The sequence below is a fragment of the Paracoccus sp. Z118 genome (assembly GCF_019061185.1).
GTDB lineage: Bacteria > Pseudomonadota > Alphaproteobacteria > Rhodobacterales > Rhodobacteraceae > Paracoccus.
This window is the reverse complement of record NZ_JAHQZU010000002.1, coordinates 169,663-186,207: the sequence shown is the minus strand read 5'-3', so window position 1 is coordinate 186,207 and position 16,545 is coordinate 169,663. Positions and strand designations below refer to the sequence as shown.

Sequence of the window (16,545 nt, the reverse complement as noted above, 5' to 3'; positions counted from 1 at the left end):
CATCAAAGCATGGCCCGAAGGACGATTCGCCATGAGCACGCTTGCATTTCGCCATCACCCGGCCTGGCTCGAATGGGGCTGGGCCGATCCCGAGACCCGGCCCGTTCCCCCGCTCGGCATCCTGCCGGTTCCCGGCACCGCCGTCGGTGTCATTACCGAGGCCGAGGTCTTCATGCCCCGGCATGGCCGTTCGCTGCGCCTGTGGTGGCTCCACCATCGGGAACATGCGGCCGAGCGCCGGTCGGTCCGGCTGATCCCCGAGCATCTGCGCCACGACCTCGGCCTGAACGGCGACCTGCCGCCCGCCCATTTCGAGAATGACGGCCGGACCTTCGTGTCCGGCGACCGCCCGGACTGCACGCTCAGCGGCTGGCTCTGGTGACGCCTGCCGCCTGCGGGGCTGCACTGCCGCGCTGAGGCCGGCGGCTACGCGCAATGCTGCCGGCATTCGTCCGCGCGGCCCTTCCGCATCCGCCCGGCCCGCCGCTCAAGCCCCTTGCCAGAACCGGATCGCCGGGCTACCAACCTTCTTGGACACCGGGAGACGCTGGCGCTTTCCCAGGGCCGAAGGAGCAGCCGCCCCGGCAAACTCTCAGGCAAAAGGACCGGGTCCGCACGACACTCTGAAGAGTGGCCGCCCTCGGGTGGCCCGCCGAAGGATAACGATCTCAGGCGCCCGAAGTCGCAAGGCGGGGCAAGGACAGAGGGGGCATCTTGGTCGCGGCGCAAGGCCGCATTTGGGGATGCTCGATGAACGATTTGCGCCGCACACCGCTTTACGACCTCCATGTTGTGCGGGGGGCCAAGCTGGTGCCGTTCGCCGGCTGGGAAATGCCGGTCCAGTATCCGATGGGGGTTCTGAACGAACACCTGCACACCCGCGCGAAAGCCGGGCTGTTCGACGTCAGCCACATGGGCCAGATCATCCTGCGCGGCGAGAGGGCGGCCGAGGCGCTGGAGACGCTGGTGCCTGCCGACGTGGTCGGGATCCCCGCCGGGCGGCAGCGCTACGGGATGTTCACCAACGAACGGGGCGGCATCCTCGACGACCTGATGATCGCCAATAAAGGTGACCACCTGCTGCTGGTCGTCAACGCCGCCTGCGCCGAGCAGGACCTCGCCCATCTGCGCCAGCTCGAATCGCGGGGCATCACCGTCGAGCCAGTCACCGACCGCGGGCTGCTGGCGCTGCAAGGCCCCGCAGCGGCGGCGGCGCTGGCCCGGCTGATGCCCGAAGTGGCGGAGATGCGCTTCATGGACGCCCGCGATGTCGAGTTTCAGGGCGAAACCCTCTGGATCACCCGCTCGGGCTATACCGGCGAGGACGGGTTCGAGATTTCCATGCCTGCCCGCGTGGCCCCCATGGTGGCCGAGAGGCTGCTGGCGATGGACGAGGTCGCCCCCATCGGCCTCGGCGCCCGCGACAGCCTGCGGCTGGAGGCCGGCCTCTCGCTTTATGGCCACGACATGGACCCGGACACCACCCCGGCAGAGGCCGGGCTCGGCTGGTCCATCCCCAAGGTCCGCCGCACCGGCGGCGAGCGCGCGGGCGGGTTCCCCGGCGCGGATGTGATCCTGCCCGAACTCGGCAACGCCGCCCGCTCGCGCCGCGGACTGCGCCCCGAGGGCCGCGCCCCGATCCGCGAGGGCGTGGTGCTGTTCGCGGATGCGGCGGGCGGCGAGCCCATCGGCACCGTCAGCTCGGGCGGCTTCGGTCCCTCGCTTGGCGGGCCGATGGCGATGGCGATCCTGCCCGCTGACATTCCCGACGGCGCCACCATCCACGCCGAGCAGCGCGGCCGCCGCCAGCCGGTGACGGTCGTGCCCACCCCCTTCGTCAAACCCACCTACAAACGCTGAAGGACCGGCCCATGCTGAAATACACCGAAGACCACGAATGGCTGCGCGCCGAGGGCGATGAGATCGTCGTCGGCATCACCCGCCACGCCAGCGAGCAGCTTGGCGACGTGGTGTTCATCGAACTGCCCGAGGAAGGCCGCGAGGTCGAGGCGGGCGAGGAGATCGTCGTGATCGAATCGGTCAAGGCCGCGTCCGACATCACCGCCCCGATTTCCGGGACGATCACCGCCGTGAACTCGGCGCTGGCCGACGCGCCTGGCGGGGTCAACGACGACGCGCTGGCTGCGTGGTTCTTCCGCATCAAGCCGGCGGATGGCGTCAGCCTCGACGGTTTCATGGACGAGGCCGCCTATAACGAGCTGATCGGCTGATGGAACGCCCGCTGGATCCCGCCGAGGGCAGCGCGTCGCGCTGGACCGCCGAGACCGGCGGGCAGGTGCTGCCGATCCTGCATTCGACCTGGTGGAACCTCGCCTCGGGCGACTATCTCGACCCGATGCGGGATGTGCTGGTGGACGGCCCGGCCTATGACGACTACGTCGCGCGGCTGCGTTCGGGCGACCGCGTCATCATGCAGAAGGACGCCGATCCCGTGACGCTGGCCCCTGCGGGGATCGAAGGCGTCTTCCGCTTTTCCAATCTCGACGTGCGGCCTGACGGCTCGATCCGGCTGGTGCTGGGCGAGCGCGTCGCCGACGCCAACCCCTGAGAAGATCTTCATGACCTGCTGGATTCCCACCGACTACAACCCCGACGATTTCGGCAACCGCCGCCATATCGGCCCGTCCCCGGCCGAGATGGAGGCGATGCTGAAGGTCGTCGGCTGCGCGTCGCTTGACGAGCTGATCGACCAGACCGTCCCCGGCTCCATCCGGCAGGACAAGCCGCTGCCCTGGCCGGCGCTGTCCGAGCATGAAATGCTGGCGCTGATGCGCGAGGTGGGCAGCCGCAACAAGGTGATGACCAGCCTGATCGGGCAGGGCTATTACGGCACCGTCACGCCGCCCGCGATCCAGCGCAACATCTTCGAGAACCCGGCCTGGTATACGGCCTACACTCCCTACCAGCCGGAAATCGCGCAGGGGCGGCTGGAAGCGCTGCTGAACTTCCAGACGATGGTGTCGGACCTGACCGGCCTGCCGGTCGCCAACGCCTCGCTTCTGGACGAGGCGACGGCGGCGGCCGAAGGGATGGCGATGGCGCTGCGGCTGGCGAAGTCCAAGGCCAAGGCGTTCTTCGTCAGCGAGAACCTGCACCCGCAGACGATTTCCGTGATCGAGACCCGCGCCGAGCCGCTGGGGATCGAGATCGTGAAGGGCGCCCCCGAGGATTGCGACCCGAACGCGGTCTTCGGCGCGATCTTCCAGTATCCGGGCACCTTCGGCCACATCCGCGACCTCACCGCCGAATGCGAGGCGCTGCACACGGCCGGCGCGATCGCGGTGGTGGCGACGGACCTGCTGGCGCTGTGCCTGCTGAAGGAGCCGGGCGCGATGGGCGCCGATATCTGCGTGGGGTCCGCGCAGCGCTTCGGCGTGCCGATGGGCTATGGCGGGCCGCATGCGGGCTTCATGTCCTGCCGCGACGAGATGAAGCGGGCGATGCCGGGCCGGATCGTCGGCGTTTCCATCGACGCGGCGGGGCGGCAGGCCTATCGTCTCGCGCTTCAGACCCGCGAGCAGCATATCCGCCGCGAAAAGGCGACCTCGAACGTCTGCACCGCGCAGGCGCTGCTGGCGGTGATGGCCGGTTTCTACGCCGTGTTCCACGGCCCCGTCGGCCTGCGCGCCATCGCCCAGCGGGTGCATCTGCACGCGGCAACGCTTGCCCGCGCGCTGCGCGAGGCGGGGGCTGACGTGCAGCCGGAAGCGTTCTTCGACACCATCACCGTGCGCGTCGGCGTCGGTCAGCAGGGCATCATGGCCGCCGCCCGCCATCGGGGCATCAACCTGCGGAAAGTGGGCCGCGACCGCGTCGGTATCAGCGTGGACGAGACGACCGACGAAGGCGTGATCGCCCGCGTGCTGGACGCCTTCGGCATCACCGAACCGGCGGAACCCGCGACCGCGCCCGCGATCCCCGACGATCTGCTGCGTGAAAGCGACTACATGACCCACCCGGTCTTCCACATGAACCGGGCGGAATCCGAGATGATGCGCTACATGCGCCGCCTGTCGGACCGCGACCTCGCGCTCGACCGGGCGATGATCCCGCTCGGCTCCTGCACGATGAAGCTGAACGCGGCGGCCGAGATGATGCCGGTTTCGTGGCCGGAGTTCGCCGCTCTGCACCCCTTCGCGCCGGAAAATCAGGCGGAAGGCTATCACCACATCTTCGCCGACCTGACCGACAAGCTGTGCGAGATCACCGGCTACGACGCCTTCTCGCTGCAACCCAACTCGGGCGCGCAGGGGGAATATGCGGGGCTGCTGACCATCGCCGCCTATCACAAGGCGAACGGCGAGGATCGCGACGTCTGCCTGATCCCGGTCTCGGCCCACGGCACCAACCCGGCCAGCGCGCAGATGTGCGGGATGAAGGTCGTGGTGGTGAAATCGGCCCCGAACGGCGACATCGACCTCGAGGATTTTGCCGACAAGGCCGCCAAGGCCGGCGACAAGCTGGCGGCGGTGATGATCACCTATCCCTCCACGCACGGCGTCTTCGAGGATACCGTGCGCGAGGTCTGCCGGATCACGCATGACCATGGCGGGCAGGTCTATATCGACGGCGCGAACATGAACGCGCTGGTCGGGCTGGTGAAGCCGGGCGAGATCGGTGGCGACGTGAGCCACCTGAACCTGCACAAGACCTTCGCCATCCCGCATGGCGGCGGCGGTCCCGGCATGGGCCCGATCGGGGTCAAGGCGCATCTGGCGCCGCACCTGCCCGCCGACCCGCGCGACGGGGCGGGGGCGGTCTCGGCCGCGCCGTGGGGCTCGGCCTCGATCCTGCTGATCTCCTGGGCCTATATCCGCATGATGGGCGGCGAGGGGCTGACGCAGGCGACCCGCGTCGCGATCCTGAACGCGAACTACATCGCCTCGCGCCTGGCCTCGGCCTATCCGATCCTGTTCATGGGCAACCGCGGCCGCGTCGCGCATGAGTGCATTGTGGACACCCGTCCCTTCGCGGAACACGGCGTCACCGTGGACGACATCGCCAAGCGGCTGGTCGATAACGGCTTCCACGCGCCGACGATGAGCTGGCCCGTCGCGGGCACGCTGATGGTGGAGCCGACCGAGTCCGAGACGAAGGCCGAGATCGACCGTTTCATCACGGCCATGCTGGCGATCCGCGACGAGATCACCGAGGTCGCCGAGGGCCGCATCAGCGCCGAGAACAGCCCGCTGCGCCATGCCCCGCACACGGTCGAGGATCTGGTCGCCGAATGGGACCGCGCCTATTCGCGTGAACAGGGCTGCTTCCCGCCGGGGGCGTTCCGGGTGGACAAATACTGGCCGCCGGTCGGGCGAGTGGACAACGCCTATGGCGACCGCAACCTGATCTGCACCTGTCCGCCGCTGGAAGCCTACGCCGAAGCGGCCGAGTGACGCGCCTGCCGGGCGCGTCCGCCGCGCCCGGCTTTCCGCGCGGGAACCCGTGAGATTCCGCAGCGTTGGCCCTTCGCAATCACAGAAAGGGACTGCGCCATGAAGGGAATCATCGCCTGGCTGCTGGGTGTGCCGATCATCGTCATCATCCTGCTCTACGTGTTCGGCATATTCTGACGGCTCGACAGGGAAGACGGCGGTGGCAGACACCCGCATCCTCACCTGCCTGTCCTGCGGACAGGGCAACCGCGTTCCGGCCGACCGCCTGGAGCAGGGGCCGAAATGCGGCACCTGCGGGTCCGCACTGATGCCGGGCAAACCCGTCGAGGTGGACCTCGCCACGCTCACCAAGGCCGCGAGAGCCGACCAGATCCCGCTGCTGGTCGATTTCTGGGCCCCGTGGTGCGGTCCCTGCCGGATGATGGCGCCCGAGTTCGAAAAAGCGGCCAGCCTCCTGAAAGGCCAGGCGCGGCTGGCCAAGATCGACACCGAGCGCAGCCCCGAAGCCTCGACCCGCTGGAACATCCGCGGCATCCCTGCCTTCATCCTCTTCAAGGACGGCCGGGAAACCGCCCGCCTCGCCGGGGCGCGCCCCGCTGCCGAACTGGTCGGCTGGGTGCGCGAACAGATCTGATCGCCGTTCCGGCGATGCCTCCGGCGGGGATATTTGACGCACCAAAGACGCGCAGGTCGCACACAGTCCGCGCGGGTACCCGTCCCCGCGGACTGTGGCGTCTTCGGTGGCGGTCATCGGCGTCCCTGCCTGTACCGCCTCTTCCTTCTGGCACATGGAGTCTAAGATTCGGTTAAGCGGGTCTTTGGTGCCGAAATATCCTCGGGGGCGCGGGGGCAGACAGCCCCCGCATTTTGCGCCGGGCAGATGCTTGACAACTTTTCCGCGCCGGTCCAAAAGGCGCGCCTGTGGGGCCGTAGCTCAGTTGGTAGAGCGCGTCGTTCGCAATGACGAGGCCAGGGGTTCGATTCCCCTCGGCTCCACCAGTTTTCCACTTTCGCTGCACCTCCGCTCGGATCGGCTGTCCCCGCGCGCTGCCAGCCGTGAGCTCAGGTCACCAGACGCCCGAATGTCTCCGCCATCCGCGCGGCCTCGTCCTCGAGCCCGAAGGGCGGGTTCAGGATGAACATGCCCGAGCCGGTCATGCCGTGGCCAGGCCGGGCTGGGGAGAAGCGGACTTCGGAGGACAGGGCACCGGGATGGGCGGCCCTCAGCGCGCGCGCCATCGGCGCCTGCCGGTCATCGGTCAGGATGGGATACCACAGCCCGATCACGCCCACGTTCCACTTGCGCGCCAGCTTCGCCACGATACCGGGGATGCGGTCGTAATCGGCCTTCACCTCGTAGCTCGGGTCGATCAGCATGAGGCCGCGGCGGGGTGCCGGCGGCAGCAGGGCGTTCGCCGTTACAAAGCCGTCCTGCCGGTGGAGATGGGCGAAGCCGGCGACCTGCTGCAGTGCGGCGTGTTCCTGCGGGTGAAGCTCGGCCAGATGGGCGGTATCGCCGGGCCGCAGGAAATGGGCGGCGATGAGGGGCGAGCCGGGATAGGCCGTCCCGCCATGCCGCGACCGGATCGCCGTGAGGGCGGCGATCAGCGGGTGGTCCTGCGGCAGCCAGCCTTCGGCCAGCGCCCGTTCGATGCCGGCGGCGGCTTCCCCGGTGCGGACCGCCTCGGGGCTGCGCAGATCATAGAGGCCACGGCCGGCGTGGGTTTCCAGATAGGTGAACGGCTTGTCCTTGGCCGCCAGCCGCGCCAGCGCCGATGCCAGCAGCGCGTGCTTGTGCAGGTCGGCGAGATTTCCCGCGTGGTAGCTGTGCTGATAGGAAAGCATCCCTCCGCATAGACCGTTCCCGTTCGGGAAGGAAGCGGCGGCGCCAGGGAGGAGGGAGGAGAGGCGCCGCCGCGCAACGCTGGCCCAGGGAGGAGGAGGGGCCGCGTATGGGGTGCGGCAACGGCCAGGGAGGAGGAGGGCCGTCACCGCAAACGACCGGCCCAGGGAGGAGGAGGGGCCGTCGTATCCTGTTCCCGCCGGGGCGGGAGGGTCGGCGGCGACCCCAGGGAGGAGGAGGGGGCCGCCGCCTGATGCGCGAAGATCCGGGGAGGAGGTCGGATCCGTCGCGTATTCTTTGGGCGGCATCCCCTGGGAGGGAGGAGTGGGGATGCCGCCTTGACCTGAACCCCGAGGGAGGAGGAGAGGGGGTCAGGAAACCTTGTTCTTACCGCTGCGTGTTGACAGCCTGATGGGCAACGCTGTGGATCATGCTCCGGTTCACGCCGATATCCGCCAATTCGCGGTTGGACATCGCCGAAAGCTCGTTTACGGTGCGACGATACAGCGCACGGCGCGCAATCTGGTCGCGGATGCTGGCGGCCGTCGCCGCGATCCGCTGCGCAATGCCGGGGGCGCGGGTGTTGGTCTGGTTGGTGCCGAACTGGTCGAACGTTGCCATTTTCTCTTCTCGGGTCTGCGGCGGGGGCTGGTTGGCCGGGCGCCGGTTGTTGTTTTCTGTTGGGAGCTAAATGGGCCAGTTTCTGCACCTGCACAATGGCTGAAAATGGAACGGAGCCATTCGTCATGTGCATGGCTCCGCCACGGCTGTGACCAACAATTAAGCGGTTAGGGAAGTTTCTTGGAAGAAAATCTGCGACTTCAAGTCGCAGTCATGCAAATGACGCAACGTCCGAATGGGCGGGCCGTCACCTTTACGTCACGCGCAGGCTTTGCGATGCTGCGCCGCAGATCAACCGCAGGGGGCAATGATGATCGACAGAGACAGGATTCTTGAGTCGCTCGCCACGATTCAGGTGCCGGGCGGCGGAAACCTCGTGTCGGCCGATCTCGTGCGCGCCTTGCAGATATCCGACGACGGCACCGTCCGCTTCGTGATCGAGGCGCCCGACGCCCAGCTTGCCCGTGCGCTGGAGCCTGCCCGCGCGCAGGCCGAATCCCTGTTGCGTGGAATGACGGGCGTGGCTGGCGTGCAGATCGTGACCACCGCGCCCGCGGGAAAATCCTCGCCCGTTGCGGCGCGCAGCGGCGGGGCCGCGCCGCCGCCTGATCTGAAGATCGGCCGCCACCCGACCCCGCAGGCCGGGCCGGAGGCGATTCCGGGTGTTGACCGGATCGTGGCCATCGGCTCGGGCAAGGGCGGGGTGGGGAAATCCACGCTGACCGCCAACCTCGCCGTGGCGCTGGCCCGCGCCGGGCGCCGGGTCGGCATCCTCGACGCCGACATCTACGGCCCCAGTCAGCCGCGGATGCTGGGGGTGACCGGCCGCCCGCGCAGCGAGGGCGACCGGATCCAGCCCATGTATGGCCATGGCGTCGCGATGATGTCGCTGGGGCTGATGATGAACGAAGGCCAGGCGCTCGTCTGGCGCGGCCCGATGTTGCAGGGCGCCTTGCAGCAGATGCTGAATCAGGTGGAATGGGGCAAGCTCGACGTGCTGCTGGTGGACCTGCCGCCGGGGACTGGCGATGTGCAGCTGAGTCTGTGCCAGAAGGCGCCGGTGACGGGGGCGGTGATCGTCTCCACCCCGCAGGACGTGGCGCTGATCGATGCGCGCCGGGCGATCGACATGTTCGACAAGCTCAAGACCCCGGTTCTGGGACTGGTCGAGAACATGTCTACCTATGTCTGCCCCAATTGCGGCCATGAGGAGCATCTGTTCGGCCATGGCGGCGTCGCGGCCGAGGCGCAGGCCCGCGGCCTGCCGTTCCTGGGCGAGGTGCCGCTGGACCTGTCTGTGCGGATCGCGGGCGATTCGGGAACCCCGGTCGCGGCGGGCGAGGGGCCGGTGGCCGATGCCTATATGCGGCTGGCGCGGCGGCTGATCGAATCGGGCGTCGCCTGAACCCGCCAGCGGCTGTGCGTGAGGGGCGGTCCTTTGGGGCCGCCCTTTTTCATGGGCGGCCATCTGGGAAACTGCGGGAACGCGCCTGTGCGAATCTCGCTCAAGCCGGCGTGAGCGGGTGTGAATCGGGGTGGCTCCTCCGGCTTGCGGTGCCTCAGGTTGGTGCCGGAACAGGCTGACGCGCAGCTTTTCCCAGATTTGGGAATTTGTGGGTCTTATCTGCAACACGGTCACTGCCCACCACATGTTGTGTGCTGAAAGCCACAGTCCCGCTAAATTAAGCCTCCCGATCACCGCCGCGTGAGGATGTTCGTGCCGCGTTCCCCTTGGCCCGGCCGGCGGGCTTGTGCTTGGCGGCGAACAAACCCGTTGCTTCCCATGATTTCCCATGGCATCCCTGAACTCACGGAAGGCGGAGCGAAGGGGCACCAAGACCCCACGCCATAGGCAGGCTTCATACAGGCAGCCGCACTTCCGCAAAACGACCCGGTCGCGTGCGAGCAGCACCTCCCCCAGGTGGCGCGACGAGCCGGGCGATCCCCGAAACTTCGGGGCCCAGCAATGGGACGAGGGCGGCGGATCGGGCAGTGGCAGCGGCCCGATCCGCCCTTTCCCGTTGCGGGGACCGGAGCGGGCGGACAGTGGAAGGTGGCCGGCGTGGCGCGCAGGTTCAGAGGCTCGGAAGAGGTGAAGGTGGACGCCAAGGGGCGTCTGTCGATCCCGGCCAAGTTCCGCCGCGTCTTCGAATCCTGCGACCCCGACTGGGAAACCGGCAAGCGCCCGCAGATGGTCATCGTCTATGGTTTCGACGACTGGACCCATCTGCGCCTGTTCACCATCGAAGCCATCGACGAGATCGACGAGAGCATTTCCCGGATGCCGCGCGGATCGGCCGAGCGGACCTATCTGGAAACGCTGATGAACGGCCTGTCGGAAGAGGCCGAGATCGACGGCGATGGCCGCCTCGTCCTGCCGCATCGCCTGCGCGAGAAGATCGGGCTGGACGACCGCGCCTTCTTCATGGCCTCGGGCGATTACCTGAAGGTCTCCACCCCCGAGACCCACGAGGCCGAGTTGCAGTCCATCGCGGCGATGGTGCCCGAGCTTGCGCCCGGCGCCGATCCGCTGTCGCTGCTGCCGGCGCCGGAGGCTGCGGCCTGATGTCCGCCCCGCATGTGCCCGTCCTGCTCGCCCCGCTGCTGCGGGCGGTGGCCCCCGTTTCGGGCGTCTGGGTGGACGGCACCTTTGGCGCGGGCGGCTATGCGCGCGGCCTGCTGGAAGCCGGGGCGGGGCGCGTCATCGGCATCGACCGCGACCCGTCCGTGTTCGAGATGGCCCGCGGATGGGCGGACGAATATGGCGACCGGCTGCGGATGGTGCAGGGCACGTTCTCGGACCTCGACAGTCTCGCGGGCGAGAAGCTGGATGGGGTGGTGCTGGATCTCGGCGTCAGCTCGATGCAGCTCGACCAGCCGGAACGCGGCTTTTCCTTCCTGCGCGACGGGCCGCTGGACATGCGGATGGGCCAGGACGGCCCCTCGGCCGCCGATCTGCTGAACGAGGCCGAGGAATCGCGCATCGCCGATGTCCTCTATCATTACGGCGAGGAACGCGCCGCCCGCCGCATCGCCCGCGCCATCGTCGCCGCCCGGCCGCTGACCCGCACCGCCGAGCTTGCGGATGTGGTGCAGTCCTGCCTGCCGCGCCCGAAACCGGGGCAGAGCCATCCCGCGACCCGCAGCTTCCAGGCGATCCGCATCTGGGTGAACGACGAGTTCGGCCAGCTTGTCGCGGGACTGTCCGCCGCCGAGCGAGCGCTGAAGCCCGGCGGGCATCTGGCGGTGGTCAGCTTCCACTCGCTGGAAGACCGCATCGTCAAACGCTTCATGCAGACCCGCGCCAACGCGGCGGGCGGCGGCAGCCGCTACGCCCCCGAGGCGAAGCAGGACGCCCCCGCCTTCAAGCTGCCCTTCCGCCGCGCCATCGGGGCGGACGAGGCGGAGCTTGCCGCCAATCCCCGCGCCCGCTCGGCCTTTCTGCGCGTCGCCATCCGCACCGACGCCCCGGGGGGCCGGGTGGACACCGCCGCGCTCGGCCTGCCGCAGCTGCCGGAGAGCGGCAGATGAGGGCGTTGCTTTACACCGTCACGGTCCTGATCGTCATGGGTCTGGCCTTCTGGGCCTATCGCGAGAACTATCGCACCCAGGCCGCGATCGACGACATGAACCGCATCCAGCGGGACATCGGCGGCCTGCGCGAGCAGCTCGGCGTCCTGCGCGCCGAATGGGCCTATCTCAACCGCCCCGAACGGCTGCGCGACCTGGTGGATCTCAACTTCGCGCGGCTGAAGCTGGTGCCGGTGCAGGCGGGCCAGTTCGGCGCGGTGAACAACGTCGATTATCCACCGCCGCCCGCCCCCGACCTGCCGCCCGAGGGCGAGCCCGACGCGTTTTCCGACCCGCCGGTTCCCGCCGATGCGCCCGCCATCGCCGGCCGCCCCCGTTCCCGCCCCGTCCAGATGGAGAATCAGCCGTGATCCGCACCCCCTTGCGTCCCCTGGCCCGCATCCTCCGCGCCCGCGAGAAGGGCGAGGACCCGAACGCCATCGAGGCCGAGAACCGCGCCCGCCGCCATGCCGAGATTCAGGACAGGGCCCGCAAGCGTGCGCGGATGCGGCTTTACGTGATGACGAGTTGCTTCCTGCTGGCCTTCGGCACGGTGGGGATGCGGATGGGGGCGCTCGCCTCCAGCAATCCCAGCGAGCCGCGGGCGCAGACCACGGGGGCGCAGATCATCTCGCAGCGGGCGGACATCGTGGACCGGCACGGGCGGGTGCTGGCGACGAACCTGTCCACCCACGCGCTCTACGCCCACCCCAAGCAGATGGTCGATCCGGCCGGCGCGGCGGATGGGCTGGCGAAGATATTCCCCGATCTGGACCACGAGCGGCTGGTCAAGGACTTCACCGGCAACCGCAGCTTCGTCTGGATCAAGAAGAAGCTCTCGCCCGAGCAGATGCAGGCCGTCCACGACATCGGCGAGCCGGGCCTGCTGTTCGGCCCGCGCGAGATGCGGCTTTACCCCAACGGCAAGTTGGCCAGCCACATCCTCGGCGGCTCGACCTTCGGGGCCGAGGGCGTGAGCAGCGCCGAGGTGCTGGGCATGGCGGGGGTCGAGAAGGCGTTCGACAACTGGCTGCGCGATCCCGCCAATGCCGGCGCGCCACTGACGCTGTCCGTCGACCTCACCGCCCAGGCGGCGATGGAGGAGGTGCTGTCCAACGGCATGAAGGTGATGAACGCCAAGGGCGCCGCCGCCGTGCTGATGGAGGTGAAGACCGGCGAGATCGTCGCGATGGCGAGCCTGCCCGACTTCGACCCCAACGACCGCCCCCGCCCGCTGACCAAGGGCGATCCGTCCGACAGCCCGCTGTTCAACCGCATGGTGCAGGGGCAGTATGAACTCGGCTCGTCCTTCAAGATATTCCCCGTGGCCCAGGCCATCGACGAGGGGCTGATCAACGCCAACACGATGATCAACGCCAACTCGCCGATGAAGATCGGCAAGTATCTGATCCACGATTTCCACAACTACGGCGGCAGCCTGTCGGTCGCGGACATCATCGTGAAATCCTCGAACGTGGGCACCGTGCGGATCGCGCAGATGCTGGGGCCGGAGCGGCAGCAGCAGTTCCTGAAGGATCTGGGCCTGTTCGAGCCGACCACCGTCGAGATGACCGAGGCGCCGACCGGCAAGCCGCTGGTCCCCTCGCGCTGGCCCGCCGTGACGGCGGCGACGGTTTCCTTCGGTCACGGGCTGGCGGCGAGCCCGCTGCACCTCGCGGCGGCCTATGCGACCATCGCCAATGACGGCCTGCGGGTCCGGCCCACGCTGGTCCATCGCCGCGATCACGTGCAGGGAGAGCGGGTCATGTCCGAAAGCGCCGCCCGCACCGCCCGCGACCTGCTGCGGCAGGTCGTGACGCGCGGCACCGCCCGCCGGGCCGAGGTCGAAGGATACCACGTCGGCGGCAAGACCGGCACCGCCGACAAGCCGCGCCCCGGCGGCGGCTATTACGACAGCAAGGTGATCTCCAACTTCGCCAGCATGTTCCCGGCCCATGATCCGAAATACGTGCTGGTCGTGGCGCTGGACGAGCCTTCGGCCACCAACTCCACCGGGCGCGAGGCGCGCACCGCCGGCCTCACGGTCGCCCCGGTGGCGGCCGAGCTGGTGCGGCGCCTGTCGCCCATCGTGGGGCTTCGGCCGGAAACCGACACCTCGCTTCCCGTGATTGGAAATCGCCCGGCAGGTGATCTAAAGCTCGTCGCGAACTGACGCGCAGGCTGAGGGCGCGGGATGCAGCGAAGCGGGGTGACGGGTGAGCGTTGAGGCCAAGCGGATGTCCGCGCTGGGTTTGCGGGCAAAGGACGGGCGCGACCCGCAGATCACGGGCCTGTCCGTCGATTCGCGGAGCGTGCGCGACGGCCATCTGTTCGCCGCGCTGCCCGGAACGGCGCTGCATGGCGGCGAGTTCATCCAGTATGCGCTGCGCCAGGGCGCGGCTGCGATCCTGACGGACCGGCAGGGCGCGTCCATCGCCGCTGATGTGCTGGCCGGATCGGAGGCCGCCGTGGTGGTCGCCGAAGACCCCCGCGCCGCACTGGCGGGCGCCGCCGCGCTGTGGTTCGAGGCGCAGCCGGAAACCGTCGTCGCCGTTACCGGCACTTCGGGCAAGACCTCGGTCGCGACCTTCACCCGGCAGATCTGGCAGGCGCTCGGCCATTCCGCCATCAGCCTCGGCACGATGGGGGTGGAGGGCGATCACTCCGCCAAACTCGCCCACACCACGCCCGAGCCGGTGACGCTGCACCGCGTCCTGTCCGAGGCGGCCGAGGCGGGCGTGACCCACGCGGCGATGGAGGCGTCCTCGCACGGGCTCGACCAGCGGCGGCTGGACGGGGTGCGGCTGCGGGCCGGGGCGTTCACCAACTTCAGCCAGGACCATCTCGACTACCACCGCGACTTCGACGAGTATTTCGCGGCCAAGGCGCTGCTCTTCTCGCGCCTTCTGCAACCCGGCGACGCGGCGGTCATCAACACCGACGGCGAGCGCGGCCGGCAGATGGCCGAAATCGCCCGCGACCGCGAGCTGAAGCTGACCACGGTGGGGACGGGGGCGGGCTGCGACCTGCGCATCCTCGGCCAGCGCTACGACGCGACGGGGCAGGATCTGCGCTTCTCGATGGACGGGCAGACGCACCTGATCCGCCTGAACCTGATCGGCGGCTTTCAGGCCGAGAACGTGCTGGCCGCCGCCGGTCTCGCCATCGCTGCCGGTGACACGCCGGGCCGGGTGCTGGCGGCGCTGCCGAATCTCACCACCGTGCGCGGCCGGATGGAGCTTGCCGCCATCCGCGAGAACGGCGCGGCGGTGTTCGTGGACTACGCCCACAAGCCCGGCGCGGTGGTCGCGGCGCTGCAATCGCTGCGCCCGCATGTGATGGGCCGGATCATCGTCGTGATCGGCGCGGGCGGCGACCGCGACAAGGGCAAGCGCCCGCTGATGGGACAGGCCGCACGGGAACACGCCGACGTGGTCTATGTCACCGACGACAACCCCCGCACGGAAGACCCCGCCGCGATCCGCGCCGAGGTGATGGCCGGCGCGGGCCCCGACGCGACCGAGGTGCCCGACCGGGCCGAGGCAATCCTGCGCGCCGTGGACGCCCTGCAACCCGGCGACGCACTGCTGATCGCCGGCAAGGGGCACGAGACCGGGCAGATCGTCGGCTCCGACGTGTTCCCCTTCGACGACGCGGAGCAGGCCTCTGTCGCCGTGGCCGCGCTGGACGGCCGGATATGACGCTCTGGACCTCCGACGACGCCGCCGTTGCGACGGGCGGGCGCAGCACCGCGGAATGGGCCGCGAGCGGCATCTCCATCGACACCCGCACGATCCGCCCCGGCGACCTGTTCGTGGCGCTGAAGGACGCGCGCGACGGGCACGACTTCGTGGCGCAGGCGCTGGAAAAGGGCGCCGCCGCCGCTTTGGTCAGCCGCATCCCCGAGGGTATCACCCCGGATGCCCCGCTCCTCATCGTCCCCGATGTCCTCCCCGCGCTGGAGGCGCTCGGCCGCGCCGCCCGCGCGCGCAGCGCCGCGAAGGTGCTGGCGATCACCGGCAGCGTCGGCAAGACCTCGACCAAGGACATGGCCGCAGCCGCGCTGGCTTCCCAAGGCAAGGTCCACGCCGCAGAGGCGAGCCTCAACAACCACTGGGGCGTTCCCCTGACGCTCGCCCGGATGCCGGTGGATACCGACTTCGCCATCTATGAGCTCGGCATGAACCACCCCGGCGAGATCGCCCCGCTCGCCCGCATGGCCCGCCCGCATGTGGCGATGATCACCACCGTCGCCCCCGCGCATATGGAGGCGTTCGGCTCCCTCGACGGGATCGCCCGCGAGAAGGCGTCGATCTTCGAGGGGCTGGAACCCGCCGGCCACGCCATCATCCCCGAGGATCTGCCCGTCACCTCGATCCTGCGCGACGCCGCCGACGCGGCGGGGGCGATCGTCATCGGCTTCGGCAAGGACGGCGTGGCCAGGCCGCTGGAATCCGACACCGACGAAGGCCGCACGCAAGTCCGCGCCCGCATCCTGGGCGAAACGGTGGAGTTCACGCTCGCCTCCGCCGGCGCGCATTTCGTGATGAACGCGGTCGGCGTTCTGGCGGCGGTCAGCGCACTCGGCGCCGACCTGCGCCGCGCCGCCGAGGGGCTGTCCCACTGGCAGCCCTACAAGGGTCGCGGCGGGGTGGAACGGATCGGCGGCATCACCCTGCTGGACGACAGCTACAACGCCAACCCCGCCAGCCTTGCCGCCGGGCTGGAAACGCTCGCCCGCCTGCCGGGCACCCGCAAGGTCGCGATCCTCGGCGACATGCTGGAACTCGGCCCGAACGAGGCGCGGCTTCACGCCGACATCGCCCGCTATCCCCAGATGGAAACCGTCTCACTGGTCCACGCCTGCGGCACCCGGATGCGCCACCTGATGGACGCGCTGCCCGCGGAAAAACGTGGGTTCTGGGTGGAAACGGCGGACGAGCTCTGCGCCCGCGCCGCCGATCTGGCGCGCGATGGCGACGTGGTGATCGTCAAGGGATCGAAGGGCTCGGGCGTCGCGCGCGTGGTTGACGCGATCCGTAAAACCCGTCAGACGCCCGCGCCTGACCAGACCCTGCCCCAGACGGAAGGTTGACC

The 16,545-nt window shown here is 69.2% G+C and carries 15 protein-coding genes, 1 tRNA gene and 1 riboswitch; of the genes, 14 read left to right on the top strand and 2 right to left on the bottom strand.

Translation table 11 applies throughout. The features are described 5' to 3' along the window. Positions 1–31: 31 nt before the first annotated feature. The 7 genes from KTN05_RS02465 to KTN05_RS02435 all read left to right on the top strand — a co-directional run bounded on the left by KTN05_RS02465 (position 32) and on the right by KTN05_RS02435 (position 6,413). Positions 32–382 (top strand): hypothetical protein, encoded by a 351-nt coding sequence (locus KTN05_RS02465; protein ID WP_217327784.1) that lies wholly within the window; start codon positions 32–34, stop codon positions 380–382. Positions 383–528: 146 nt separating this feature from the next. Continuing rightward, positions 529–618: riboswitch (glycine riboswitch) on the top strand. Between the two features lie 132 nt (positions 619–750). Continuing rightward, entirely contained in the window at positions 751–1,860 is a 1,110-nt protein-coding gene (gcvT, locus tag KTN05_RS02460) for a glycine cleavage system aminomethyltransferase GcvT (RefSeq protein ID WP_217327783.1), read from the top strand. A 14-nt stretch (positions 1,861–1,874) separates the two neighbouring features. Further along, complete coding sequence (gene gcvH, locus KTN05_RS02455; RefSeq protein WP_217327885.1) at positions 1,875–2,231, top strand: glycine cleavage system protein GcvH; 357 nt, start codon at positions 1,875–1,877, stop codon at positions 2,229–2,231. Beyond that, positions 2,231–2,569, top strand: a complete 339-nt coding sequence (locus KTN05_RS02450; protein ID WP_217327782.1) for a hypothetical protein — start codon at positions 2,231–2,233, stop codon at positions 2,567–2,569. Before gcvH ends, KTN05_RS02450 begins: the two co-directional genes overlap by 1 nt. A 10-nt stretch (positions 2,570–2,579) precedes the next feature. Next, entirely contained in the window at positions 2,580–5,414 is a 2,835-nt protein-coding gene (gcvP, locus tag KTN05_RS02445) for an aminomethyl-transferring glycine dehydrogenase (protein ID WP_217327781.1), read from the top strand. Between the two features lie 199 nt (positions 5,415–5,613). Then, positions 5,614–6,048, top strand: a complete 435-nt coding sequence (gene trxC / locus KTN05_RS02440; protein WP_217327780.1) for a thioredoxin TrxC — start codon at positions 5,614–5,616, stop codon at positions 6,046–6,048. A 289-nt stretch (positions 6,049–6,337) separates the two neighbouring features. Continuing rightward, positions 6,338–6,413 (top strand) — tRNA-Ala (locus KTN05_RS02435). A 63-nt stretch (positions 6,414–6,476) separates the two neighbouring features. On the opposite strand, the gene rlmJ is transcribed toward KTN05_RS02435, so the two are convergent. Both rlmJ and KTN05_RS02425 read right to left on the bottom strand, forming a co-directional pair. Continuing rightward, positions 6,477–7,259 carry a 23S rRNA (adenine(2030)-N(6))-methyltransferase RlmJ gene (rlmJ, locus tag KTN05_RS02430; RefSeq protein ID WP_217327779.1) on the bottom strand — a complete coding sequence of 261 codons (783 nt, stop codon included), beginning with the start codon at positions 7,257–7,259 and terminating at the stop codon, positions 6,477–6,479. 385 nt (positions 7,260–7,644) lie between these two features. Beyond that, a complete protein-coding gene (locus tag KTN05_RS02425; RefSeq protein ID WP_217327778.1) occupies positions 7,645–7,878 on the bottom strand; it encodes a DUF1127 domain-containing protein in 234 nt (77 codons plus the stop codon). Positions 7,879–8,185: 307 nt separating this feature from the next. On the opposite strand from KTN05_RS02425, the gene KTN05_RS02420 reads away from it, so the two are divergent. From KTN05_RS02420 to murF, 7 genes are all read left to right on the top strand, one after another. Next, positions 8,186–9,283, top strand: coding sequence for an Mrp/NBP35 family ATP-binding protein (locus KTN05_RS02420; protein ID WP_217327777.1), 1,098 nt, complete (start codon positions 8,186–8,188; stop codon positions 9,281–9,283). Between the two features lie 657 nt (positions 9,284–9,940). Further along, a complete protein-coding gene (mraZ, locus tag KTN05_RS02415) occupies positions 9,941–10,444 on the top strand; it encodes a division/cell wall cluster transcriptional repressor MraZ (protein WP_217327776.1) in 504 nt (167 codons plus the stop codon). Then, a complete protein-coding gene (gene rsmH / locus KTN05_RS02410) occupies positions 10,444–11,409 on the top strand; it encodes a 16S rRNA (cytosine(1402)-N(4))-methyltransferase RsmH (protein ID WP_217327775.1) in 966 nt (321 codons plus the stop codon). Before mraZ ends, rsmH begins: the two co-directional genes overlap by 1 nt. Next, positions 11,406–11,819, top strand: a complete 414-nt coding sequence (locus tag KTN05_RS02405) for a cell division protein FtsL (RefSeq protein ID WP_217327774.1) — start codon at positions 11,406–11,408, stop codon at positions 11,817–11,819. Before rsmH ends, KTN05_RS02405 begins: the two co-directional genes overlap by 4 nt. After that, a complete protein-coding gene (locus KTN05_RS02400; RefSeq protein WP_217327773.1) occupies positions 11,816–13,621 on the top strand; it encodes a penicillin-binding protein 2 in 1,806 nt (601 codons plus the stop codon). The genes KTN05_RS02405 and KTN05_RS02400 overlap by 4 nt, the downstream gene beginning before the upstream one ends. A 64-nt stretch (positions 13,622–13,685) precedes the next feature. Beyond that, positions 13,686–15,149 (top strand): UDP-N-acetylmuramoyl-L-alanyl-D-glutamate--2,6-diaminopimelate ligase, encoded by a 1,464-nt coding sequence (locus tag KTN05_RS02395; protein WP_217327772.1) that lies wholly within the window; start codon positions 13,686–13,688, stop codon positions 15,147–15,149. Beyond that, complete coding sequence (gene murF, locus KTN05_RS02390; RefSeq protein ID WP_217327771.1) at positions 15,146–16,543, top strand: UDP-N-acetylmuramoyl-tripeptide--D-alanyl-D-alanine ligase; 1,398 nt, start codon at positions 15,146–15,148, stop codon at positions 16,541–16,543. Before KTN05_RS02395 ends, murF begins: the two co-directional genes overlap by 4 nt. The last annotated feature ends 2 nt before the right edge of the window (positions 16,544–16,545 follow it).

What these genes read in the sequence shown, in the direction of transcription:
- KTN05_RS02395 (WP_217327772.1), top strand. Translation starts at nt 13,686, where the DNA reads ATGTCCGCGCTGGGTTTGCGGGCAAAGGACGGGCGCGACCCGCAGATC.
- rlmJ (WP_217327779.1), bottom strand. Translation starts at nt 7,259, where the DNA reads ATGCTTTCCTATCAGCACAGCTACCACGCGGGAAATCTCGCCGACCTG.
- gcvT (WP_217327783.1), top strand. Translation starts at nt 751, where the DNA reads ATGAACGATTTGCGCCGCACACCGCTTTACGACCTCCATGTTGTGCGG.
- KTN05_RS02450 (WP_217327782.1), top strand. Translation starts at nt 2,231, where the DNA reads ATGGAACGCCCGCTGGATCCCGCCGAGGGCAGCGCGTCGCGCTGGACC.
- KTN05_RS02465 (WP_217327784.1), top strand. Translation starts at nt 32, where the DNA reads ATGAGCACGCTTGCATTTCGCCATCACCCGGCCTGGCTCGAATGGGGC.
- KTN05_RS02425 (WP_217327778.1), bottom strand. Translation starts at nt 7,878, where the DNA reads ATGGCAACGTTCGACCAGTTCGGCACCAACCAGACCAACACCCGCGCC.
- murF (WP_217327771.1), top strand. Translation starts at nt 15,146, where the DNA reads ATGACGCTCTGGACCTCCGACGACGCCGCCGTTGCGACGGGCGGGCGC.
- KTN05_RS02405 (WP_217327774.1), top strand. Translation starts at nt 11,406, where the DNA reads ATGAGGGCGTTGCTTTACACCGTCACGGTCCTGATCGTCATGGGTCTG.
- rsmH (WP_217327775.1), top strand. Translation starts at nt 10,444, where the DNA reads ATGTCCGCCCCGCATGTGCCCGTCCTGCTCGCCCCGCTGCTGCGGGCG.
- gcvP (WP_217327781.1), top strand. Translation starts at nt 2,580, where the DNA reads ATGACCTGCTGGATTCCCACCGACTACAACCCCGACGATTTCGGCAAC.
- KTN05_RS02420 (WP_217327777.1), top strand. Translation starts at nt 8,186, where the DNA reads ATGATGATCGACAGAGACAGGATTCTTGAGTCGCTCGCCACGATTCAG.